Source organism: Mucilaginibacter lacusdianchii (genome assembly GCF_009770985.1).
In the GTDB taxonomy this organism is placed as follows: Bacteria; Bacteroidota; Bacteroidia; order Sphingobacteriales; family Sphingobacteriaceae; genus Mucilaginibacter; species Mucilaginibacter lacusdianchii.
In genome coordinates, this window is sequence record NZ_WSRW01000001.1 from 1,530,933 (window position 1) to 1,553,743 (window position 22,811).

Sequence of the window (22,811 nt, forward strand, 5' to 3'; positions counted from 1 at the left end):
GATGAAAGTTACTTATACCAAGCCTTTTATTATAGCGGCTTTAATTGTACTGGCCGACCAGCTCATTAAAACATGGGTGCGCACGAATATGTACCAAGGTCAGGAAATTCATTTTCTGGGCGATAGGGGCATGTTGCTGTATACCCTTAACAATGGGATGGCTTTTGGCTGGGAACTGGGTGGCGAAGCTGGTAAGCTGGCTTTAACACTGTTCCGAATTGTTGCCGTGGCGGGTATTGGTTATGCTTTAGTGTATCTGATACGCCACAAGTATCATCGCGGTTTAACCATGAATGTGGCACTGATATTTGCCGGTGCATTAGGCAATATAATAGATTCGACCTTTTATGGCGTGTGGTTTCAAAACCGCCCGTGGTTTCAGGGTATGGTGGTAGATATGTTTTATTTTCCCATTATTCAGGGGCACTTTCCCAGCTGGTTTCCATCATGGGCAGGTCCGGGTGAAGAATTTAAATTTTTCCGCCCGATATTTAACCTGGCTGATGCGGCCATTTCGGTAGGCGTAATTATGATTCTGATTTACCAGAACCGATATTTTAAAAAGCAGGAAGAAGAAATAAGCAGCCCCCACAGTGAGGTTGTTGAAGAATAAAAAAAGCCGCTCAATTGAGCGGCTTTTTTTATTCTTTATAAAGTTCATATCCTTCTAATTCTGTCATTTCGAGCGATAGCGAGAAATCTTTTTACATTGATATTCAAATTGCTAATACCAATATGCGGCTAATCAGCTACCTCATCATTTAAGAATTTAAACTCGGGATTCAGCGTCTTAATAAGTGTTAATTTCTTTTCTCGCCGCCATTTTTTAATTTCCCTTTCACGAGCAATAGCATGTTCAATAATGATATTTTCCTGCATATGTAACAGGGTTTCCCTTATTTTCAAAATGTTCTTGCAATCTTCTAGCTAGATCATTGGTTACTCCAACATATAGGGATGTTTGTGTCGGGTTTGTAGTGATATATAGGTAAAAGTTGTAGTTCCACATTGTGATACCAAAGCAGCTTTTATAACAAATGTAAAAAGATTTCTCGCTATCGCTCGAAATGACAGGAAAAGTGTAAAAGACCTTTAATGTGTATCTATCCCATCGCCTCAATAGCTTTCATTANGAAAAGTGTAAAAGACCTTTAATGTGTATCTATCCCATCGCCTCAATAGCTTTCATTACCGCCGTATCGCTTTGATTTAATATACGATAATAAACCTCATTACCCCATTTAAAACGGGCAGCATGAGCTTTCAATAAAAGCCTGATGTAATTTTTACAAACGGCAATCTCGTGCGAGTCCATTTCCTTAAGTGTGCCTGATGCATAGACGATGAAACGGGTTAACTCGTCATCGGTTACGGCATAGGTTTTAGAAAAATCGGTAGCACTGTTGTATTGCTTTAATACGGGCTGCAGGCGGTCTATCACATAGGCGGTAAACAGATAATTGCGGCCAAGTTCTTGTATCAGGGTGCTGTTAATGGCAGCATCTTCGGGTACAAAAACATCGGGCATAATTCCGCCTCCGCCATACACCTTCTTCCCGGAGCTGGTATGATAAGGTATTGAGGTGTTGAATACGCTATCATCCAAATTGTTTTGGGCAGTATATAATTCGCCTTTTTGCAGGCGTTCGCTTAATTCGTTGCGGTAACTATCCGTACCACCTTTGTATGATTTTTGGATACTGCGGCCAGATGGCGTATAATAACGGGCTACAGTTAGGTTCAGGGCCGAGCCATCTTCAAACTCAAACTGTTCCTGCACCAAGCCTTTGCCAAATGAGCGACGGCCCACAATAACGGCACGGTCCAGATCTTGCAGTGCACCAGCCAGAATTTCACTGGCCGAAGCGGAATGCTCATCAATCAACACGGCCAGCTTGCCCTGTTCAAATACGCCCGAATCGGTAGCAAAGTAATCGGTACGGGGCTCGTGCTTGCCTTTGGTATATACAATCAATTTGCCTTTAGGTAAAAACTCGTCGGCCAGGGCAGTAGCTGTATTCAGGTATCCGCCGCCATTACCGCGTAAATCGAGCACCAGCTTTTTCATGCCTGCACCTTTCAGTTTTCGCAGCGCGAATCTGAAATCCTCGTCGGTAGTTGCACCAAATTTGCTGATCTTTATGTAGCCGGTTTCTGGCCCAGCTATGTAGGCCACATCCAAACTGCTCAGGTTAACGTGACCGCGTTTTAGATGGTATTTTTTGATTTCTTTACCGGGCCATTGTAAAACACCCAGTTCTAAATCGGTATCATTTTTACCCGAAAAAGCTTCATTTACTTTGTCGTCAGTTAAATGTGTACCGGCAAAGGGCTCGCCGTTTACCTGCACTACACGGGCGCCATTAGGTAAACCAGCCCTTGAAGCCGGACTATTGGGCAGCACCTGGGTAATAAACAATGTATCGCGCAGCAACTGCGACTCTACGCCTATACCGTCAAAGCCTCCCTGTAATTTTTCGGATAAAGATTGTGCTTGTTGTTTGTGCAGGTACACCGAGTGCGGATCGAGCTTTTGCAGCAGGTTGTTGATGGTTACACCCTCAACACTGTCTACATTAATACTGTCTACATACTTCTTTTTCACCAGGTTCATCACCTTGTCCAGCTTGTTGCCTGTGGCATCAAGGCTCAGGTCGTCGGCCGAGCGGCTGCTGTTAATCAACAACCCAATAGCTATACCAACAAGTAAAAATATAACCGACCTGAAGATAATAGCAGCTGTTTGTTTCATATAACCCTTGGGCAAAAATAAACATTTGAATACTGAACAAGTTCTTGTGATTGACGGATTTTTAACGAATTTTGTTACAGATTTGTAATATTAAAAATGGAAAACACTACCGAAAAAGACTCCTATTACAACAACTTGGACCAAATGCCGGTTGCTGAGCTTTTGCAGCACATCAATCAAGAAGATAAAACCGTTCCGGACGCGGTAGAAAAGGCTTTGCCCCAAATAGAAAAGCTGGCGGTGGCCGTTACCGAAAAGATGCGAGAAGGTGGCCGGTTGTTCTATATTGGCGCAGGTACTAGTGGTAGGTTAGGCGTGGTAGATGCTTCGGAATGCCCGCCAACATTTGGGGTTCCGTTTGATTGGGTAGTGGGTATCATAGCCGGTGGCGATGGCGCCATTCGCAAAGCCGTTGAGTTTGCAGAAGATGATGCCGAACAGGCCTGGAAAGATTTACAGGCATATAACATCACCGATAAAGATGTAGTGGTGGGTATTGCTGCCAGTGGCCGTACGCCTTATGTTATTGGCGGCTTGCAGCAGGCTAAGGCAAATGGTTTAATAACCGGTTGTGTGGTTTGCAATGCCGGTAGCCCGGTTGCTACTGAAGCACAATACCCGGTTGAAGTAGTTACCGGACCAGAGTTTTTAACTGGTTCTACCCGTATGAAAGCCGGTACCGCACAAAAGCTGGTTTTAAATATGCTGACTACTACAGTAATGATACAACTGGGGCGTGTAAAGGGTAATAAAATGGTAGATATGCAGTTAACTAATCATAAACTGGTTGACCGCGCCACCCGCATGGTGATGCAAGAAACCGGTGCCGACGAGCAAACTGCATCGGCGCTATTGCAGCAGCACGGCAGCGTGCGCAAAGCAGCAGAAGCCTATGGTAAATGATATTAAATTTGCCGTGGGTGATGTATAAATGAGCCAGATAAAAGGTAAATTAGCATAAGCGAAAGCTGCTATAATAAAAAATATAAAAGCCTTCCCGAAAAGAAGGTTTGGAGGGGATATGCACGAGATAGAGCCATATTACAGGTGGAGGGATGATTACATCGCAGCAGAAGACGAATACTCGCCTTTTTATTCAACGGTGTACAATGAGTTTGAGTTTGATAAGCAGGTTTACAACTATCTGTTACACCCGCAATGGGATTCGTTCGGATCGAACACCCTATATATAAAAGTACTATATGCCGACTATGACCGGGGGTACTCCATCATCGAATTTATTGGCGAGTGGAACGATGCCATCAATAACGATATCATGTTGCTTAAGCGCGAAATTATGGAATTGATGATTGACCAGGGCATTAATAAATTTATATTGATTGGCGAGAATATTCTGAATTTTCATTCATCTGATGACTGCTATTACGAAGAGTGGTTTCAGGATGTGGAAGATGGTTGGATTGCGGGCGTAAATTTTCGCGAGCATGTGATCCATGAATTCAAACAGAATAATATTGACTACTATATTAACTTTGGCGGCGGTTTGGATGATTTAAGCTGGCGCACCTTGAAACCCTTACAGGTATTTAAGCGTGTAGAAGAGCAATTAATGCGCCGGCTGGCTTAAACTTTTTGGACGATATTACGTCTAATATATTAAACAAAGGATACCTTTAACCTGATTAATAAATAAAAATGGAAAACAACAAATTTGATTATCAATACGACCGGGTAATGCAACTGGACGACCAGGCGTCATCCCGCAGATTTATTGCCAATGTGTTTATGTGGATGTTTGTAGCACTGGGTATTTCTGCATTCTGCGCTTACCTGTTTGCTAGCAATATGAATTTATTGAGTCAACTGATTGACTTAAACACCGGACGCCGCACTGGCTTAGGTACTATCGTTATGTTTGCCCCTTTGGCATTTGTGATGATTATGTCATTCGGCTTAAATAAAATTTCGGCTCCTGTACTTACGTTGCTGTTTGTAGTTTTTGCCGCCCTGATGGGTACCAGCTTAAGCTTTATACTGTTGGTTTACACCGCATCGTCAGTGTTGGGCGTATTTATAACTGCTTCGGCTGTGTTTGGTATTATGGCAGTAGCCGGTTATACAACCAATCAGGACTTAACCAAATTCGGTTCTTTAATGATTATGGGTTTAATTGGTATAATCATCGCCTCGGTGGTAAATATGTTCTTAGCAAGCCCAGGCTTAAGCAAAGCTATCAGCTATATTGGTGTGGCCGTTTTTGTGGGCTTAACCGCATATGATGTGCAAAAATTGAAACGTATAGGCGCAGGCTTAGAGTTAGGCATGGCAGATGCTAAAAAAATGGCCATTATGGGTGCTTTAACCCTGTATATGGACTTTATTAACCTGTTCTTGTCTCTACTAAGAATATTTGGTAGCCGCAGAGGTTAATTGCAAATAATGTAAAACAGCAAAGGCCGTCCGCTTGGATGGCCTTTGTTGTTTAATAACAATTCGTTTTTGTGCTTAAAATCACTTATCGTCACTGCGAAGTTTAACAATTTTTACAAGGTTTAGCAATGATGAACATCAATACTCATACTGCTTCTTATCAATACACAGCCCAATAAGTCATAATACATTTGAGCCATAAATCAACCCTAATGTATTATGAAAATCTTACGATTACTAGTATTTGCCGTGTTAATACTTGCTGGCTTTACAACTGCTGCACAACAAAAAAATGAATGGAATATACGGGTGCGGGCACTAGGCATCTTTCCGCAAGAGAGCGCCAATATTGGTGTAATTGGCGGCGATATCAACCTCACCAACTCTTACATTCCCGAACTTGACTTTACCTATTTCTTCGCCAAAAACTTTTCGGCCGAACTGATTTTAGGCACCTCTAAGCACAAAGTAAGTACTAAAGGTTCTAACTTGAGCGCCATAGGTGGCCCATCATCAGCCGATGTAAACTTGGGCAAAGTGTGGCTGCTGCCACCTACCCTTACTTTACAATATCATCTACCTACCGGTACGGCTTTTAAGCCTTATATTGGTGCCGGTGCCAACTATACTATCTTTTACAATGCCGACCATGGCCCTGTAGCACAAGGTATAGATTATAAAAACAAGTTTGCCTTTGCCAGCCAGTTAGGCATCGATTATGACATCAGCAAAAAGGTTTTTCTGAACGTAGATGTGAAAAAGATATTCCTGTCTACCGATGTTACAGTTGATGCATCTAACCTGACACCGGCTAGCAATCCATCATTAGCACCGGTGCTGCGCAACATAGGTGCCGATGTTAAAATTAACCCGTGGGTTGTTGGCTTTGGCGTAGGCTACCGGTTATAAAATTTAAGTTCTTCATTCCGTTTAATCTTAGGCCGTATTATCCGCAAGGGATGATGCGGCTTCTTTATTTATGACAACGGTAATATTTTACAGTACTATAGTATACACGCTTGCAATTGACCGCCTTATTGTGCAAATTTGCATTGCTTATAGAGAAAGATGGAGGGACTGGACCCTGCGAAGTCTTGGCAACCTGTGCTTACAAGGTGCTACATTCTACTTAAAACTGCCACTGTAAAGTTTTAAGACAGATAAGCGAGAGTCAATATTTATCAACCGACTTTTCGATATAAGCCGTTTTAGTATCAAGTATTAATTAATTGGTATCAAGTTTTTTGGTGCTGATTGCTTAGTAGCCAATAGTATGAAGCTGGTCTTGATACTTGATACTAACTACTTGATACTATCAAATGGATATTAGAGAACAACTACAAAAACGCATATTGGTAATTGACGGCGCCATGGGTACCATGATACAGCGCTATCAACTGTCAGAGGAGGATTTTCGCGGAGAGCGTTTTAAAAATCACCCGTCGGACTTAAAAGGCAACAATGATTTGTTGAACCTGACCCGGCCTGATGTAATCAAAGCCATTCATGCCGAGTACCTGGAAGCAGGTGCTGATATTATTGAAACCAACACCTTTAGTACCCAGCGCATATCCCTGGCTGATTACCATATGGAGGAGCTGGATTATGAACTAAGCTACGAAGGCGCACGCCTGGCCCGTGAAGTTGCCGACGAATATAACCTGAAAACGCCCGATAAACCACGCTTTGTGGCCGGTGCTGTAGGGCCTACCAACCGTACAGCATCCATATCACCCGATGTAAATGATCCGGGCTATCGGGCTGTAACATTTGATATTTTAGCTGATGCGTATTACGAGCAGGTACGCGGATTGGTTGACGGCGGTTCGGACGTATTATTGGTAGAAACCATTTTTGATACGCTGAACGCCAAGGCGGCCCTGTTTGCTATACAGCGCTATGCGCAGGAATCTGGCAAGCAATTGCCCATCATGATATCAGGTACTATTACCGATGCTTCGGGCCGTACCCTATCAGGCCAAACGGTTGAAGCTTTCTGGAACTCTATTCGCCATGCTAACTTATTGTCGGTTGGTTTAAACTGTGCTTTGGGGGCTAAGGAGATGCGCCCTTACCTGGAAGAGCTTTCTACAAAAGCCGAAGTATTCATTTCCGCCTATCCTAACGCTGGCTTACCTAACGAGTTTGGCGCATATGACGAAACCCCGCATGAAACGGCCCACCAGGTAGATGATTTTATGCAGGCCGGTTTGGTAAACATTGTAGGCGGTTGTTGCGGTACCACGCCCGACCACATCCGCTGCATTGCCGAAAAGGCGGCCAAGTATCGGCCACGCGTTCGTCCGCAGGTAGAACCGTATCTGCGTCTGAGCGGCTTGGAAGCGGTGACCATTACACCTGAAAGTATTTTTGTGAACGTAGGCGAGCGTACCAATATCACCGGTTCACCCAAGTTTTCAAAACTCATTTTGGCCGAAGATTACGAAGCAGCTCTAACCGTTGCCCGTCAGCAGGTAGAAGGTGGTGCCCAGGTAATCGATATCAACATGGACGAGGGCATGATTGATTCGGAAGCCGTAATGGTGAAATTTTTGAACCTGGTAGCTTCCGAACCGGATATTGCTAAACTGCCTATAATGGTCGATTCTTCTAAATGGACTGTGATTGAGGCTGGCTTGAAATGCCTGCAGGGCAAAGGCATTGTAAACTCAATTTCCCTGAAAGAAGGTGAAGATAAATTTCGTGAATACGCACGCAAAATATTAAGCTACGGTGCCGCTGTGGTGGTAATGGCATTTGATGAAAATGGTCAGGCCGATAACCTGGAGCGCCGTATCGAAATCTGTAAACGATCATACGACATATTGGTCAACGAAATTGGTTTTCCACCGCAGGATATCATTTTTGACCCCAACATATTAACCGTTGCCACCGGTCTGGAAGAGCACAATAACTATGCGGTTGATTTTATTAATGCCACCCGCTGGATTAAACAAAACCTGCCTTTAGCCAAAGTGAGCGGCGGGGTAAGTAATATCTCGTTCTCTTTCCGTGGCAACAACGTGGTACGCGAGGCTATGCACTCGGCATTTTTATACCATGCCATTAAAGCCGGTATGGATATGGGCATTGTAAACGCCGGTATGCTGGAAGTTTATCAGGAAGTACCTAAAGAATTGCTGGAAAGAGTAGAAGATGTTTTACTGAACCGCCGCCCGGATGCTACCGAGCGACTGGTTGAATTTGCCGAAACGGTAAAAGCCAAAGGCAAAGAAATAGTGCGGGACGAAGCCTGGCGCAACGAGCCAGTTGAAAAGCGGCTATCGCATTCATTGGTAAAAGGTATTGTAGAATACCTGGATGATGATGTGGAAGAAGCTCGCCAGAAATACCCTCGCCCATTAGAAGTAATTGAAGGCCCGCTGATGGACGGCATGAACATCGTGGGTGATTTGTTCGGCTCAGGTAAAATGTTTTTGCCGCAGGTAGTAAAATCAGCCCGGGTAATGAAAAAAGCCGTGGCTTATTTACTGCCTTTTATCGAAGAGGAAAAATTGAAGAATGCCGATGCCAGTCAGCGCAGCAATGCCGGTAAGGTATTGATGGCCACCGTTAAAGGCGATGTGCACGACATTGGTAAAAATATAGTAGGCGTAGTACTGGCTTGTAATAACTTCGAGGTGATTGACCTAGGGGTAATGGTCCCGGCGCAAAGAATTATTGAAGAAGCCAAGAAGCAACAGGTAGATATCATCGGCTTGAGTGGTCTAATCACTCCATCGCTGGATGAGATGGTGCATTTTGCCAAAGAGATGGAGCGCGAAGGTTTTACTATTCCGCTGATTGTGGGTGGCGCTACTACTTCACGCATTCATGCCGCCGTAAAAATTGCGCCTAATTATTCCGGTCCGGCCATTCATGTGCTGGATGCGTCGCGCAGTGTAACAGTGTGCAGCAGTTTAATGAATAAAGATGCACGCGATGGTTATATACAATCTATTAAAGACGAATATGCCAAAGCCCGTGAAGCGCACATGAATAAACGGTCAGACAAGCGTTTTGTATCTATAGATGATGCCCGCAACCTTCGTTGCCAAATCGACTTGAATGGTTCTGTGCCACCTAAACCAACGTTTGCCGGTACAAAGGTATTCGAGGCTTTCCCATTAGAAGAACTGGTACCGTATATTGATTGGACACCGTTTTTTCATACTTGGGAGCTGCGCGGCAGTTATCCAAAAATTTTTGAGGATAAAAACGTGGGTCAGGAAGCGCGCGAGTTGTTTGATAATGCGCAGGCTTTGCTTAACCGGGTAATCAAAGAAAACCTGTTGCAGGCCAACGGCGTAATTGGTTTTTGGCCAGCTAATAGTGTGGGTGATGATATTGAATTGTACAGTGACGAAAGCCGCACGCAATTGCTAAGCAAGATACATACGTTGCGCCAGCAAGCCGAAAAGGCAGCCGGCGAACCCTATTATGCGTTATCAGACTTCATCGCCCCAAAAGACAGCGGCGTGCCCGACTATTTTGGCGGATTTGCTGTAACGGCAGGTATTGGTTGCGACGAGTTGGTAGCCCAGTTTGAAAAAGACCACGACGATTACAACAGCATCATGGCCAAGGCCATTGCCGACCGTTTAGCTGAAGCCTTTGCCGAAAAAATGCACGAACTGGTACGCCGCGAATACTGGGGTTATGCCAAAGAGGAGCAGCTCACCAACCAGGACCTAATTAAGGAACAGTACCAGGGTATACGCCCGGCACCGGGCTATCCGGCGTGCCCCGACCATACTGAAAAAACGACATTATTTGAATTGCTGAAAGCAGAAGACAATGCCCACATGCATCTAACCGAAAGCTTGGCCATGCTACCGGCCGCCTCGGTAAGCGGTTTTTACTTTGCCCATCCGCAATCACGTTATTTTGGCTTGGGTAAAATCAGCAAAGATCAAGTTGAGGATTATGCTAAACGGAAAAACATGTCGGTTGAAACGGTGGAGAGATGGCTAAGCCCGAATTTAAATTATTGATTTTGGTATTAGGTACAGCCGTAAGTATACAAGTTTATATTTTAGATAAATTATAAAGAGCCCCTTTAGGGACTACAATGAAGATAACAGAGCACATTCAAAACGCAAAAGGGAAGACACTTTTTTCGTTCGAGCTTTTACCACCCATCAAGGGTCAAAGCTTGCAAGGCATCTATAATGCCATTGACCCTTTGATGGAATTTAAACCGCCGTTTATCGACGTAACTTCTTCACGTGAGGATTTGGTTTATAAAGAGCAACCTAATGGCTTGCTGGAAAAAGTGACCTACCGCAAGCGCCCAGGTACGGTAGCTGTTTGTGCGGCTATCATGAATAAGTATAAGGTGGATGCTGTTCCGCATTTGCTGTGCGGTGGTTTTACGAAAGAAGAAACCGAATATGCCTTAATTGATTTGCAGTTTTTGGGAATTGATAATGTACTGGTACTGCGTGGCGATGCCCGTAAAACCGATCCTGGCTTTATACCTACACCCGGTGGTCACTGCTATGCTACGGAACTGCTTGAGCAGGTAGCTAATATGAATAACGGTGTATACCTGCACGAGTATCAGGATTCTTCAATGAAGAGTGATTTTTGCATTGGTGTGGCCGCTTATCCCGAAAAGCATTTCGAGGCGCCTAATCTGAAAACAGATTTTAAATATTTAAAGCAAAAGGTTGATGGCGGTGCTCAGTTCATGGTTACACAAATGTTTTTTGACAACAGCAAATACAAAGCTTTTGTGAATCAGTGCCGGGAGAATGGTATCAACATTCCGATCATCCCGGGTTTAAAGCCGTTAACTACGGCCAAACAGCTGATCAATCTTCCCAAAATATTCCATATTGATATCCCCGAAGATTTATGTGATGCGGTACATGCCTGCAAAAACGACAAGGAAGTTAAAGAAGTAGGTATTGAATGGATGATTAACCAATGCAAAGAACTGGTTGACTTTGGTGTGCCTGTGTTGCACTTTTACACGATGGGTAATGCCGAGCCTACCAAGCGTATTGCACAGGCGATTTTTTAATAACAACATTAGCAGTATATATTATATTTGCGGCCTCAACCTGATCGCAGATAATGAAACGTATTTTATTAACGCTACTGGTTACAGTAGCGTTTGTTTTTGGTGCATTAGCACAATCTAATTATAAACCTGGCTATGTTGTTAAAGCCAATGGTGATACCTTAAAGGGATACATTAACTACAAGGAATGGAGGACATCTCCTAAATTTATTGATTTTAAGCCGGCTTTGTCTCAGCCTGAGGTAAGCAGGTTTTTACCGGCTATGTTACGCAGTTTCGAAGTAAAGAATATGGATAAGTATATCACTTATACCGGTTCGCTTAGTGCGGATAAAAACGACTTACCCGACTTGCCTAACTATCTGGACACGACCACACGACAAGATACGGTATTTATGGAAGTGGTATATCAGGGGACACCGTTGAGCTTGCTGTCTCATCAAGACGATGTTAAACGCAGACTATTTGTTAAAGAAGAAAGTGAGATACCTAAAGAGCTTAAATATTACCAATATATTCAAACCGGATTGGATGGACGTAGCAATATACAAGTGGTAAATGCTTACCGTACGAGTTTACTGAGATTAGCACAAAAATATAATAGCGCTAATTTTCAAGAAATAACTAAACCTGTACGCTTCATTAGTTATACCGAAAGTGATGTCAGCAAAATACTTAAGTTAATCAATAATGATAAATCTGAAACAGGGACAGGTAACTTTGGTAGCAGGCTTTTTGCAGGCGCCGCTTTTGCCCATATCGTCACGCAGTTTGATGGGACAAACAGATTTGCTAATCAACCATACACCACCAATTTTCCACGAATTAGTGCCGGAGTGGATTTACTGTTTAATAAGCACACGCAAAAAAATTATATACGGGCAGAGCTATCGTTTATATCTATCAGTCCTTCTTTTTACTCGAGTAATCAAGATTCTAAGGCAGATTATTATTTCAGCCAAAAAACAATAACCTTTACGCCACAACTTGTTTACAGCTTGTATAATAAAGACAAGTTTAAGGTTTTTATCGGTGCTGGGGCGGGCTTTAACTACTCATTTTACAGCAACCAAAAAGCTAATTACTATTCGGCCTACTCAAGTTATACTTCATCAGATATGGGGTATTCTTTAGCACATTTTTGGGTTAATTTTCCGGTACAGGCTGGGGCAACCATTGGCAGAAAAATAGATATATTTACTTATTACACAGGTTTTACTGCCTTCACAACTTATGGTAACTTTTCGATAGCTAACAAAATATATGGTGCTGGTTTGCACTACTTCTTTTATAAATAAATCTTAATAGACAACTTAGAGATACAGCAGTAAGATAATCTGTAGTAGCTCTAAGCTATTGTTCTTTTACAAGCTTACAGTTACACCATGTTTTCTTAGCTCTTCGGTCAGCTCAAGTGCCGAGGTAAAGTGTATACTATTAATACCCATCCTCTCACCAGCAACCACATTACGGTAATTATCATCAATAAACACCGCCTCCTGCGGTTTTACCTGATAACGGTCTAACAGTATCTGGTAAAACTCGGGAAACGGTTTGCGGGTTTTTTCCTCGCCAGATACCACAATGCCATCAAACCAGCCTAAAAAATCGTATTTGCCTTTAGCTATCTCAAAAGTTTCATGCGACCAGTTGGTTAATGCGTAAATTTTATATTTCCCGCTTTCTTTTAATTCTTTAAATATTTCAACGGTGCCGTCAATAACGCCACCCAGCATTTCTTCCCAACGTCCATAAAAAGCCCGGATATTTTCCTCATGTTCCGGAAATTGTTGTACTAATAGTTCGGTGCCTTCGGCTAAGGTGCGGCCAGCGTCTTGCTCTTCGTTCCAGGCAGGGGTACAAATGTTGGCTAGAAACTGATTGCGTTCTTCTATATCAGTAAAAATCTTATCGTATAAGTAATTAGGATTCCAGTCAATTAAAACAGCACCTAAGTCGAAAATTATAGTGTTAATCATGTTGTGCAGATAACAATTATGAAAATATGTTTGTTAGTGATACTTGGGTTTGTGGCAGCAAATTACTTTAAATAATAACGGCTCCATAAACTTTTATAATTTTACATGCTCAATTATGCAAGGACTCGTCACTAAATCAACCGGCAGCTGGTACCAGGTTCAAGGACCCAACGGGCAGCGGTACGATTGCCGTATTAAAGGCAAGTTCCGCATCAAAGGCCTTACTACTACAAATCCTGTAGCGGTGGGAGATAAAGTGGATTTTGAGTTGGAACCCGAACAAGAATCGGGCGTAATTAACAAACTCTACGATCGCAAAAATTATATCATCCGTAAATCCATCAACCTGTCTAAACAGGCACAAATTATTGCAGCTAATCTGGATCAGGCTTTTCTGGTGGTAACGCTGGCTTCCCCCCGAACCTCACTAGGTTTCATCGACCGCTTTCTGGTAACGGCCGAGGCATACGATATCCCTGCCAGTTTGGTGTTTAATAAACTGGATATGTTCAGCGATGAGGGTTTGGAAATACTGGCCGAATACAAAGCCATATATGAAAATTTAGGTTACCCGTGTTATCAGGTATCGGCACTAAAAGGCACGAACATACCACAGCTCATAGAACGGCTAAGAGATAAAATTACCCTGTTTTCCGGGCATTCCGGCGTGGGTAAGTCGAGCCTGATGAATGCTATACTGCCCGATTTGGAATTACGTACCATGGAAGTGTCCGAATGGAGCGACAAGGGTATGCATACCACTACCTTTGCCGAAATGTATGACTTACCCAGAGGGGGGCATATCATTGATACGCCCGGCATTCGTGAATTGGGTATTATTGACATTGAGCAACAGGAGCTGAGCCACTTTTTCCCGGAGATGCGGAGCCGTATGCATGACTGCCGCTTTAATAATTGCCGGCACATTAACGAGCCCGGCTGCGCTGTATTAGATGCCTTGGAAAATGGCGAAATTGAACCTTCAAGATATGAAAGCTACTTGAGTATCTATAACGGCAACGATACAAGGTCATAATATTAGCTGCAAGCATAAATTAGGATTGATAAATAATGAGAGCAGTTATACAACGTGTTACCCAAGCCAGCTGTACTGTAGAAGGCAATATTACCGGGCAAATAGATACTGGCTTTTTAATTCTGTTAGGTATTGAAGATGCCGACACCGCCGAAGATGTACAATGGCTGGCGCAAAAAATAGTAGGTATGCGCGTGTTTGGCGATGAAAACGGCATGATGAACAAGGCCTTGGCCGATGTAGGCGGCAACATTTTGCTCATCTCACAATTCACCTTATTTGCCCAAACTAAAAAAGGAAATCGGCCATCGTTTATTCGTGCGGCTAAACCTGATAAGGCCATTCCGTTATATGAGCAGATTATTGAGGCCCTTAAAGTATTAACAGGTCAGGATATCGCTACAGGAATTTTTGGTGCCGATATGAAAATTAACCTCCTGAATGACGGGCCGGTTACTATCATTATGGACACAAAGGATAAAGAAAATCACTAATTAACTATCTGGCATGACTATCGAAGAAGCCCAAAAGTTGGTAGACCAATGGATTAATACCACAGGTATCCGTTATTTTAACGAGCTGACTAACACCGCCATTTTAATGGAAGAAGTAGGCGAGGTAGCCCGTATTATGGCCCGGCAATATGGCGAACAGTCTTTCAAGAAGTCGGACACAGAAGTAAACCTGGCTGATGAAATGGCCGATGTGCTGTTTGTGCTGATTTGTTTAGCCAACCAAACCGGTATCAACCTAACCGAGGCCTTGCAAAAAAACTTGGAAAAGAAAAGTATTCGGGATGCTGACAGGCACCGGAATAATGAAAAGCTGAAGTAAGGCTGCTAATATGTGAACTTTTTAATTACTCAGTTGAAGTATTAAAATAATTTACCTGTTCGCCCACTTATCACCCAATAAACCAATAGCAATACCCAAAGTATAAGCCGCCAAATCGCCCCATTCAAAACCTTGGCCTAAAACTAAACGACCAAAAAGAGTTTGACGAATGGCGTTGATCCAAGGAGCCTGATAGAGTTGAAAAATCTCTATAGCATAGCTAAAAGCCAAACTACATATGGCTGCTTTAGAAAGGGAAAAGGCTGGTGATATAAAGCGTACTATATAATAGACCATCAACCCCCATAAGGCACTGCCTATCCATAAAGGAAAAATGCTGTAATGCCTGGAAAGTAAGCCTAATGTAATAGTAAGTAAAGCAAGCCCGCTATAGATAACTCGCTGTTTAAGAGCGCCTGGCTGGTTTAAATAAAAGGGCATAAATATTCGGCCTCAAAAATACATTATGGCATCATACTTGTAACCTGTTCAGCGTAAATAATTTAAATCTACACACTATGAGTTTGTTAAGATATGCAATTTTGGGCGCAGCAGCAGCTTACGGCATCCAATACGTAACTAAAAAACGCGAAAGCGATGGTAAATCAATACTGGACGACTTGAATGAAAAAGCACCAGAGTGGATGGAAAAAGCCAAAAAGTTTGGTGATGAAACTTTATCTAAAGTAACGCAGCCGGTTCAAGCACAACCTACAACAGAAAATTACCAGTAAAAATTTTTTAATAACAAAAAGAGCCCTGCATATGTGCAGGGCTTTTTCTGTTATATAGCGTTCGTGTTAATGAATAGTTGTGGTAATAGCTTACTGGTAAATAGAAACAAAACGGTGTTATAAGTATTTATACAAGTGCCAATTACCTGCTATGAAAAACTTTCGATGGCTCATTTTTATTTTATTCGCATTTGCTGTTGCTTCATGTCGTGAAAGTAACCGGCATAGTAATGCAGCAAACGAGGCTGCACCGAGAGACAAATCCAGACCCGAGTTGAAGATAAGGTGGGATAGTATTGGAAAAAAAATATCACACGATGTATACTTTGCTGAGTACGGTCGTATCAGTCGCTTAAATAAAGATACTTTGCTACTTACTTATCACTGTGGCAGCAAAGGCAACGAGTGGGATAATATTGTGCTGCGTCGAAGTTTTAACAACGGCAAAAGTTGGGAAAAGCCTAAAGTGGTTGTGCCGGATAGCATTCCGCGCCGGTACTACGGTTTTTCAACCCCCGAATTGTTGCGCTTGCGCAACGGCTGGATGCTGCTGGCCTTTACCGGACGCGGAAGGCCAGATGATAGTACGCATAATAACATCCAGGTTTGCATCAGCAAAAATGCAGGCCACACCTGGAGTAAACCGCAGATGATAGCCATTGGCCGATCATGGGAGCCGGGCATGGTACAATTACCTAACGGCGAAATTCAACTGTTTTTTTCAACCGAATTAGTTAGCTCCAAAGGGGCTGGCGGCAGGCACGAGCAAAAGCTGATGATTATGACCTCAAATGATAATGGTTGGCACTGGCAGCAGCCCAAACCGGTGGCGTTTGTAAAAGGGCGCAGGGATGGTATGCCGGTGCCCGTGGTGCTTAAAAACCATAAAGGTATTGTAGCGGTTTTCGAATCGGTGGGTAACCCTAAATCGCCATGCTTTATATGGTCGTCTGAAAAAGCGCAGTTTAAGTATGATAGCTTGGCAACCGAGCAAAACGGACGACGCTGGTGCGGTACTAGTAATGTATGGGGCGGCGCACCTTACTTGGTGCAACTACCAAGCGGCGAAACTATTATTTCGGTACAAGATGACGGCGGTCGCAAAATTGACCGCTTTAAAGGATGGAAAAAAAGCACCATGCTGGTATTGGTAGGTAACAGCATGGCACAAAATTTTAGTCAGAAGTCATATCCCTGGCCTAATTTGCCGGTTACTGATGGCGCTTACTTCAATTCTTTATTTTTAAAAGATGATAGCACGCTGGTAGCCGTATCTACCCGCAACTTTAAAGATGAGCGCAGCGAAATATGGTATAAAGAAGGGCACATCAGCCATTGATATAACGCCTGATGTGCCTTCGCTTGTTTATTTTGAAATTTTGCTTTGCGGCAAGTTGATAGTAAAAGTTGTTCCCTTTTCAGGCTGCGAATAAATATCCAGCGTTCCTTTCAAACTATCCACCAGATGTTTAACCAGCGCCAAGCCAAAGCCGTAGCCTTGCTCGCCCCCTGTACCTGTGGTTGATTCGCCTTTTCCCGTTAATATCTGCATAATTTTGTCATGCCCCATGCCTACGCCACTGTCTTCTACTTGTATTTGCAGCAAGTTTTCAGGGTGGTTTAGCTTTAACATCAGGCGTACGGCCACATGGCCGCCAACCGGTGTGAATTTTAAAGCGTTTGATACTAAGTTGCCGATAATTTGCAGCAGCTTATTTTTAGAAAAAGGTACTACCTGATTTTCCGGACTTGCCGTCACGGTGAAATTTATCTTCTTGTTAACGGCTTGCGGTGCATAAAGCTTTTCCAGCTTTTCTTTTAACACCAATTGGTTAAATTCATTGCTGCTTAGTTTTACTTCTTCGAGCTGTGCTGGCTTATTGGCCGTCAGTATCTCGTCGGCCAGTTCTAAAATGGATCGGCCGCTTTTATGAATCAGGTTCACAAATTCCAGCACTTCATCCATTTGATTTTCATCGCCCTGCTCGCTGATGATTTGTGCCAAGCCGATAATGCCGCCCAATGGGCCACGAATATCATGTGCTACCCGGCGTTGTGTTTCGGCAGCTTGGCTCATGCGGTTGCGCAAAGAGGTAATGGCTTTTACCGTTTTTAGGCGGGTAACAATTTCATCGGCAATAATTCTGAGTAACTCTACTTTTTCGGGAGTAAGTACACGCGATTGCGTGTCCAAAACACATAAAGCGCCTATATGATGACCTCCATCTACCCGTAGCGGTATGCCAAAATAATAACGCAGTTGCGGATTGCCGGCCACATAAAACTTATCCATAAAGCGGGTATCTGCCGACAAATCGGGTACCTCAAAGCTATCCTGCTCTACGATAGTATACTGGCAAACAGATTCTTCGCGCGGCATTTGTTCCATATCTAAACCATAGCTAGATACGGTCCATTGCGTAAAAGTATCAATCAGGTTTACCATTGATATATCGGCACCAGCCACTTTAGCCGCCAGCTTACTTAAGTCTTTAAAATTTTCTTCTAAGTTAGAATAGTCCAGGTCAAAATCAGATAAGGCCAGTAACCTGTCCATTTCGTTTACTGGCATTGGTAATGGTTCAATCATAGTATTAGGGTTTATAATACACAATAGTTAGTTTCCTTTGTACTGATAATCAGCACAAAGAGTTGCAATAAAACTGTACTGCATAAATAAACCTTCATAATCAGTGCCAAAGGCTTATTCCTTTACTCAATCTGAGAAAAATTAGGCTTTAATAGCTTGGTTAGTGTTTACACCGAATCTGTTTTGCTGAATGCGGTCATAATCCTTTACGTAATCGGGGTGTTCTGTACCCAGCGCCCTGTCCCAAATGCGGAAATATAACCCGTAATTGCCTTTGAATTTGCTGTGGTGCATATTATGGTGCACTGATGTATTCAGGATTTCGAACAAAAACGTATGCCTAAACCAGCGCGGCGCTACTTCGTAACCTAAGTGCCCGTATACATTAATCATAAAACCAATAATGGTAAACAGCACAATGGTAAGCGGATGCACCGGCATTAGCAGTACAATCACAAATAAAACAGCGCCCTCGGTCCATGCTTCCAAAAAGTGGAAAGAGTATGAGGTCCACGGTGATGGGTTAGTAGATTGATGATGCACTAGATGAGTGTAGCGGAATAGCTTTTTATGATGCAGCAAACGATGCATCCAGTAAAAATAAGTATCGTGTATAACCAGGCTGATGGCTAAACTTACCGGAATCCACCACAGTGGATAAGCATTTATATCAGTATAAACCAGCGTATGGTTTTTAAGCGGCGTAAATAAAACTAAATAGCCAATAACAGCAAACACGGCTGTGGTTTGCATAGAGTGCAAAATTTCTCGAATAAAATCTTTGCGGCTGGCTTGACGGTTCTGAATTTTTGACTGGCTGAACCAGTTAGCCAGTAACTTGTAAAATATTATAAAAGGCACCCCGGCAATCACAAAATAGCGAATAGCCGACATGCTGAAAAGTTGCATTAACTGTTTGATTATGGGTATCATTATCGTGTTCTCCTTATCCTTTCAACAACGCAAAGTTAGCAGGCAAGGCACGGCTTAAAATTAACAAAAGATAATTAACGCTTAACTGGCGAGGCAATTCTTTTGCGGATGCGGCTAAGCGATACTGGCGTGATGCCTAATAGCGTAGCCAGATACTTATTAGGTACCCGGTTTAAAATATCAGGCTTATTATGCAATAATTGCAGGTAGCGTTCTTCGGGTGATAGCAGCACAAACGACTCTACCCTATCCAGTGCCTCGGCCAGCATGTGCAGTAAAAAGGAGTTGCGTGATGATGACAGGCGCGGGTTATGATCCATTAGCGGCAGTGTTTTGCTATAATCCAGTTCCAGCAGGTCGGTATCTTCCAGCGCCTGATAAATAAAGCGGGAAGGTTGGTTAAGGATAATACTATCATGCGAGGCAATAAACTGGTTTTCCCAGCGTAGCATCAGGGTAGCTTCATCACCGTTCTCTTTCAGCTTATATACCCTGATGAGGCCTTTGCTGATGTAAGCCAGCTTTTGGGTATCGGCACCTTCCCTGATGTAAATACTACCGGCCGATAAGTGCCGGGTGTGGGCCATTTGCAATAGCTCCATTACATCTGGTAAGCTCAGGCCTTCAAACGCCTTTAAGTAGTATTGTATCTCGGTTGGATTGAGCATGTATACGGTGAAAACAGCTGTAAGTGCAATTTTGTTGTAATGTCAAAACTGCTTTAAGATTGGCTCAAAATATATGACTTGTTTGTACCTGCTAACCAATTAAATTGTTTACTGTTATGATGATGGTAATTTTAACCGTTCGGGCGGTTATTGTACTTTAGTGGCTGCTATGCAAAAATTTATCCGTGGTTTTGGTTATGCATTTAAAGGCTTGCGATATGCTACGGCTACCCAACTGAATTTCAGGGTGCACCTGGTGGCTATGCTTACGGTTGCTTTTATGGGCTATGCGCTGCATATATCGCAGCAAGAATGGCTATGGATAGGTTTGTGTATAGCCTTGGTGTTGGTAGTAGAGCTGATTAATACTGCTATTGAAACACTGACAGATTTGGTATCGCCCGATTATAATGTAAAGGCAGGTATTGTGAAAGATGTATCCGCCGGGGCTGTACTCCTTGCAGCCATATTTGCGCTGATAACCGGCTTGGTTATATTTTTACCTAAATTATTAAACCTCATTCATCATGCTGCATAAAACACGGGGAATAGTGCTTAAAGTGACCGATTATGGCGAAACCAGTGTCATTGTTCAAATATTTACCGAAAAATTCGGGCTGCAATCGTACATTATCAACGGCGTAAAAAAGCCCAAAGCTAGAATTACCCGTAATATGCTGCAGCCGCTACATCTACTGGATTTGATAGTATATTACAAAAATAGTGGTGCCGTACAACGTATTCGGGAACTGAAGAATTCGCCGTTGCTGTTGCATATTCCTTACGAGGTGGTAAAAAGCAGTATTGCCCTGTTTTTGAACGAAGTGCTATATAAGGCTGTTAAGCAACAAACCGCCGATGAGCAGCTGTTTGAATATGTATTTAAGGGGATAGAGCTGCTGGATAACATAACTGAGGGTTTAGCCAACTTTCACTTATTATTTTTGATTGGCCTTACCCGTTATTTAGGATTTTACCCGGACGTTACCAGTATTACAAATGCTGATTATTTTGACATGCGTAATGGCGTGTTTACCCGTTATAAACCCGAAAGTGACCAGTTTTTGTCGCCTCCGCATACTTATAACTTTTACCAGCTGCTTGCCCTTGGCTTTGATAATTTGACTAGTATTAACCTTTCTAACGATGAACGCCGGTACCTGATCTCTCGTATACTGGAGTACTATGCCTTGCATATTGAAGGTTTTGGCTATATCCAATCGCACGAGGTGTTAGAAGAAGTGCTGAGTTAATCATCAGCACTTCCGCCAAATAGTTTCTTGAATATGCTCTTGTCCTCCTTGGCATTCTGGGCGCCAATGAGGTAGCCATAGGGTTTAAGTGGTTCGATGTAGTCGCACATTACCTTAAACATGCCCAGCACCGGTATAGCCAGTACCATACCGGCAATTCCCCATACCGCCTCGCCTACTACAATAATCAGGATGGTAAACAACGGGTTGATATTTACCTGATTACCTACTACAAGTGGTTCCAGAACGTAAGTTTGCACAAATTGTACAATGGCATAAGTAATCAGCACACCAACAACCAAATTGCTGTTACCACCCTGACCTAGCGCAATCAAAACCGTGATGGCAGTACCGGTAATATTACCCGCAAAAGGTACAATTTCGAGTATACCGCATAAAATAGCGAAGAACACCGCATTTTTGATACCTACTATGGAAAAGCCGATGCCATACATCACCCACAAAAGCACAATCATCATCCCCAGCCCGGTAAGGTATTGCTGTGTAACACGGGTAGATCTGTAAATAATTTTTTCGGCAGTAAGGCGGTTCTCAACCGCTACTAATCGTAATACAAAATTTTTAAAATGGCTACGGAAGTAAATGAACAGAAATACATATACCATTACCAGCACGGTATCTACCACCAAACCAAAAAAAGAAGTAAGCGTGCTTAACGCTATGCCGGCCGCCTTTTCCATACCACCCGATTGCTGCTCTTGTAAAATTTGCTGCTGTTGCCTGCCCGATACGCCAAACTTTTCATAAACGTAATCTTTAACCTGGCCTAACAAAGAGCGTAATTGTGCTTCAATTTTAGAAAAATCTTTAACCAAGTCGCCAATTTGCCATTGTAGTAAAGCTACCAGTGCTGCGACCAGGATAAGAAAAAAGAAAATACTTAAAAAAGAAGATAAAACCCGGTTTAAACCTTTGTTCTCTAACCATCGGCTTACAGGAATAAGCAGCATAGCCAATACGGCACCAAAAGTAAGGGGTATAAGTACCGGTGCGGCCAAATATAAAAGTACAACCGATAAAAGAAACAAGGTTAGAATACGAAGCGTGCGTGATAAATAAGGCATAGCAAATAGTTGAAAATGAAAAAAGGCAAGGCTACTATTAACCTTGCCTGTATAAATAAAGCATGGGCCCGGTTTATGATTGACCGAGTACTTCTTTTTTAATGAATTCTAATGTAGAAGGAGGCAGGGTTGGACCAGAAGTTTGCTCCAGCGAACCATCTGATTGTATTTCCAGATCTGCATTGATGTTATTATCAATGTGCAGATGCAGGGTGTTACCTTCTCTTTCTACGTAACAGGTTAACTCACGCTCAGAATAATTAATGGTAAACTCTTGTTTGCCATTTGTGCTATTATTGGTTGTATCAGTCATAAGTGCAGTGTTTAGTCAGATAACATAACAACGGTAAAGGATGTTTTATTTGGCTGCAATATGTCAGTAAAAAATAAATGAAACCTAATCAGCGCCTTACATTAATTTTGAAAAATTATTTTGAATAAATAAAATAAGTGCCTATGTTTGCAGTCCCAAAATCAACCACGCTATTTGAAAGGCGGGTTTAAAAAAGGGAGCATAGCTCAGCTGGT

The 22,811-nt window shown here is 42.8% G+C and carries 24 protein-coding genes and 1 riboswitch; of the genes, 15 read left to right on the forward strand and 9 right to left on the reverse strand.

The features are described from left to right. Nucleotide 1 precedes the first annotated feature (1 nt). Nucleotides 2-613 carry a lipoprotein signal peptidase gene (locus GPM24_RS06925; protein WP_158825984.1) on the forward strand — a complete coding sequence of 204 codons (612 nt, stop codon included), beginning with the start codon at nucleotides 2-4 and terminating at the stop codon, nucleotides 611-613. A 243-nt stretch (nucleotides 614-856) separates the two neighbouring features. Here GPM24_RS06925 and GPM24_RS22190 read toward each other — a convergent pair whose 3' ends face one another. After that, on the reverse strand, nucleotides 857-1,009 hold the full coding sequence (locus GPM24_RS22190; RefSeq protein WP_233268749.1) for a GIY-YIG nuclease family protein: 153 nt from the start codon (nucleotides 1,007-1,009) through the stop codon (nucleotides 857-859). 153 nt (nucleotides 1,010-1,162) lie between these two features. Beyond that, nucleotides 1,163-2,752, reverse strand: coding sequence for a S41 family peptidase (locus tag GPM24_RS06935; protein WP_158825985.1), 1,590 nt, complete (start codon nucleotides 2,750-2,752; stop codon nucleotides 1,163-1,165). 96 nt (nucleotides 2,753-2,848) lie between these two features. On the opposite strand from GPM24_RS06935, the gene murQ reads away from it, so the two are divergent. The 7 genes from murQ (at nucleotide 2,849) to GPM24_RS06970 (ending at nucleotide 12,469) form a co-directional block, all read left to right on the forward strand. Next, nucleotides 2,849-3,655 (forward strand): N-acetylmuramic acid 6-phosphate etherase, encoded by an 807-nt coding sequence (murQ, locus tag GPM24_RS06940; protein WP_158825986.1) that lies wholly within the window; start codon nucleotides 2,849-2,851, stop codon nucleotides 3,653-3,655. A gap of 118 nt (nucleotides 3,656-3,773) precedes the next feature. Beyond that, the gene (locus GPM24_RS06945) at nucleotides 3,774-4,340 is read left to right on the forward strand and encodes a hypothetical protein (RefSeq protein WP_158825987.1); all 567 of its coding nucleotides are present in this window, start codon (nucleotides 3,774-3,776) and stop codon (nucleotides 4,338-4,340) included. A gap of 68 nt (nucleotides 4,341-4,408) precedes the next feature. Beyond that, complete coding sequence (locus GPM24_RS06950) at nucleotides 4,409-5,143, forward strand: Bax inhibitor-1/YccA family protein (protein ID WP_158825988.1); 735 nt, start codon at nucleotides 4,409-4,411, stop codon at nucleotides 5,141-5,143. Between the two features lie 219 nt (nucleotides 5,144-5,362). Next, the gene (locus GPM24_RS06955; protein WP_158825989.1) at nucleotides 5,363-6,052 is read left to right on the forward strand and encodes an OmpW/AlkL family protein; all 690 of its coding nucleotides are present in this window, start codon (nucleotides 5,363-5,365) and stop codon (nucleotides 6,050-6,052) included. Nucleotides 6,053-6,196: 144 nt separating this feature from the next. Then, nucleotides 6,197-6,310, forward strand: a riboswitch (SAM riboswitch). 152 nt (nucleotides 6,311-6,462) lie between these two features. Continuing rightward, nucleotides 6,463-10,137 carry a methionine synthase gene (gene metH, locus GPM24_RS06960; RefSeq protein WP_158825990.1) on the forward strand — a complete coding sequence of 1,225 codons (3,675 nt, stop codon included), beginning with the start codon at nucleotides 6,463-6,465 and terminating at the stop codon, nucleotides 10,135-10,137. 77 nt (nucleotides 10,138-10,214) lie between these two features. Further along, on the forward strand, nucleotides 10,215-11,171 hold the full coding sequence (gene metF / locus GPM24_RS06965; RefSeq protein WP_158825991.1) for a methylenetetrahydrofolate reductase [NAD(P)H]: 957 nt from the start codon (nucleotides 10,215-10,217) through the stop codon (nucleotides 11,169-11,171). A gap of 53 nt (nucleotides 11,172-11,224) precedes the next feature. After that, nucleotides 11,225-12,469, forward strand: a complete 1,245-nt coding sequence (locus GPM24_RS06970; protein WP_158825992.1) for a hypothetical protein — start codon at nucleotides 11,225-11,227, stop codon at nucleotides 12,467-12,469. A gap of 66 nt (nucleotides 12,470-12,535) precedes the next feature. Here GPM24_RS06970 and GPM24_RS06975 read toward each other — a convergent pair whose 3' ends face one another. Next, nucleotides 12,536-13,150, reverse strand: a complete 615-nt coding sequence (locus GPM24_RS06975; RefSeq protein ID WP_158825993.1) for an HAD family hydrolase — start codon at nucleotides 13,148-13,150, stop codon at nucleotides 12,536-12,538. Between the two features lie 115 nt (nucleotides 13,151-13,265). On the opposite strand from GPM24_RS06975, the gene rsgA reads away from it, so the two are divergent. Genes rsgA through GPM24_RS06990 form a run of 3 tightly spaced genes read left to right on the forward strand, consistent with a single transcriptional unit; the run spans nucleotide 13,266 to nucleotide 15,020 of the window. Further along, on the forward strand, nucleotides 13,266-14,186 hold the full coding sequence (gene rsgA / locus GPM24_RS06980; protein WP_158825994.1) for a ribosome small subunit-dependent GTPase A: 921 nt from the start codon (nucleotides 13,266-13,268) through the stop codon (nucleotides 14,184-14,186). 35 nt (nucleotides 14,187-14,221) lie between these two features. Continuing rightward, nucleotides 14,222-14,680: a D-aminoacyl-tRNA deacylase gene (gene dtd / locus GPM24_RS06985; protein WP_158825995.1), complete on the forward strand. Its 459-nt coding sequence runs from the start codon at nucleotides 14,222-14,224 to the stop codon at nucleotides 14,678-14,680. A 13-nt stretch (nucleotides 14,681-14,693) separates the two neighbouring features. Beyond that, complete coding sequence (locus tag GPM24_RS06990; protein ID WP_158825996.1) at nucleotides 14,694-15,020, forward strand: nucleotide pyrophosphohydrolase; 327 nt, start codon at nucleotides 14,694-14,696, stop codon at nucleotides 15,018-15,020. A gap of 51 nt (nucleotides 15,021-15,071) precedes the next feature. Here the strand turns inward: GPM24_RS06990 and GPM24_RS06995 are convergent, their stop codons facing one another. Beyond that, on the reverse strand, nucleotides 15,072-15,461 hold the full coding sequence (locus tag GPM24_RS06995) for a ribosomal maturation YjgA family protein (protein WP_158825997.1): 390 nt from the start codon (nucleotides 15,459-15,461) through the stop codon (nucleotides 15,072-15,074). A 77-nt stretch (nucleotides 15,462-15,538) separates the two neighbouring features. Here GPM24_RS06995 and GPM24_RS07000 point away from each other — a divergent pair, with 77 nt between their 5' ends. Both GPM24_RS07000 and GPM24_RS07005 read left to right on the forward strand, forming a co-directional pair. Next, nucleotides 15,539-15,754: a YtxH domain-containing protein gene (locus GPM24_RS07000; RefSeq protein ID WP_158825998.1), complete on the forward strand. Its 216-nt coding sequence runs from the start codon at nucleotides 15,539-15,541 to the stop codon at nucleotides 15,752-15,754. A gap of 151 nt (nucleotides 15,755-15,905) precedes the next feature. Continuing rightward, nucleotides 15,906-17,093: a sialidase family protein gene (locus GPM24_RS07005; RefSeq protein ID WP_158825999.1), complete on the forward strand. Its 1,188-nt coding sequence runs from the start codon at nucleotides 15,906-15,908 to the stop codon at nucleotides 17,091-17,093. A 27-nt stretch (nucleotides 17,094-17,120) separates the two neighbouring features. On the opposite strand, the gene GPM24_RS07010 is transcribed toward GPM24_RS07005, so the two are convergent. The 3 genes from GPM24_RS07010 to GPM24_RS07020 all read right to left on the reverse strand — a co-directional run bounded on the left by GPM24_RS07010 (nucleotide 17,121) and on the right by GPM24_RS07020 (nucleotide 19,945). Beyond that, entirely contained in the window at nucleotides 17,121-18,344 is a 1,224-nt protein-coding gene (locus tag GPM24_RS07010) for a GAF domain-containing sensor histidine kinase (RefSeq protein WP_158826000.1), read from the reverse strand. Between the two features lie 141 nt (nucleotides 18,345-18,485). Beyond that, nucleotides 18,486-19,277 (reverse strand): sterol desaturase family protein, encoded by a 792-nt coding sequence (locus GPM24_RS07015; RefSeq protein WP_233268750.1) that lies wholly within the window; start codon nucleotides 19,275-19,277, stop codon nucleotides 18,486-18,488. Nucleotides 19,278-19,351: 74 nt separating this feature from the next. After that, nucleotides 19,352-19,945 (reverse strand): Crp/Fnr family transcriptional regulator, encoded by a 594-nt coding sequence (locus GPM24_RS07020; RefSeq protein WP_158826001.1) that lies wholly within the window; start codon nucleotides 19,943-19,945, stop codon nucleotides 19,352-19,354. A 169-nt stretch (nucleotides 19,946-20,114) separates the two neighbouring features. Between GPM24_RS07020 and GPM24_RS07025 the strand changes: the two genes are divergently transcribed. Then, complete coding sequence (locus tag GPM24_RS07025) at nucleotides 20,115-20,483, forward strand: diacylglycerol kinase family protein (RefSeq protein WP_158826002.1); 369 nt, start codon at nucleotides 20,115-20,117, stop codon at nucleotides 20,481-20,483. Beyond that, nucleotides 20,473-21,198 carry a DNA repair protein RecO gene (gene recO / locus GPM24_RS07030; RefSeq protein WP_158826003.1) on the forward strand — a complete coding sequence of 242 codons (726 nt, stop codon included), beginning with the start codon at nucleotides 20,473-20,475 and terminating at the stop codon, nucleotides 21,196-21,198. Before GPM24_RS07025 ends, recO begins: the two co-directional genes overlap by 11 nt. Here recO and GPM24_RS07035 read toward each other — a convergent pair. After that, nucleotides 21,195-22,283 carry an AI-2E family transporter gene (locus GPM24_RS07035; protein WP_158826004.1) on the reverse strand — a complete coding sequence of 363 codons (1,089 nt, stop codon included), beginning with the start codon at nucleotides 22,281-22,283 and terminating at the stop codon, nucleotides 21,195-21,197. The genes recO and GPM24_RS07035 overlap by 4 nt on opposite strands. A gap of 73 nt (nucleotides 22,284-22,356) precedes the next feature. After that, entirely contained in the window at nucleotides 22,357-22,596 is a 240-nt protein-coding gene (locus tag GPM24_RS07040) for a hypothetical protein (RefSeq protein ID WP_158826005.1), read from the reverse strand. Between the last annotated feature and the right edge of the window lie 215 nt (nucleotides 22,597-22,811).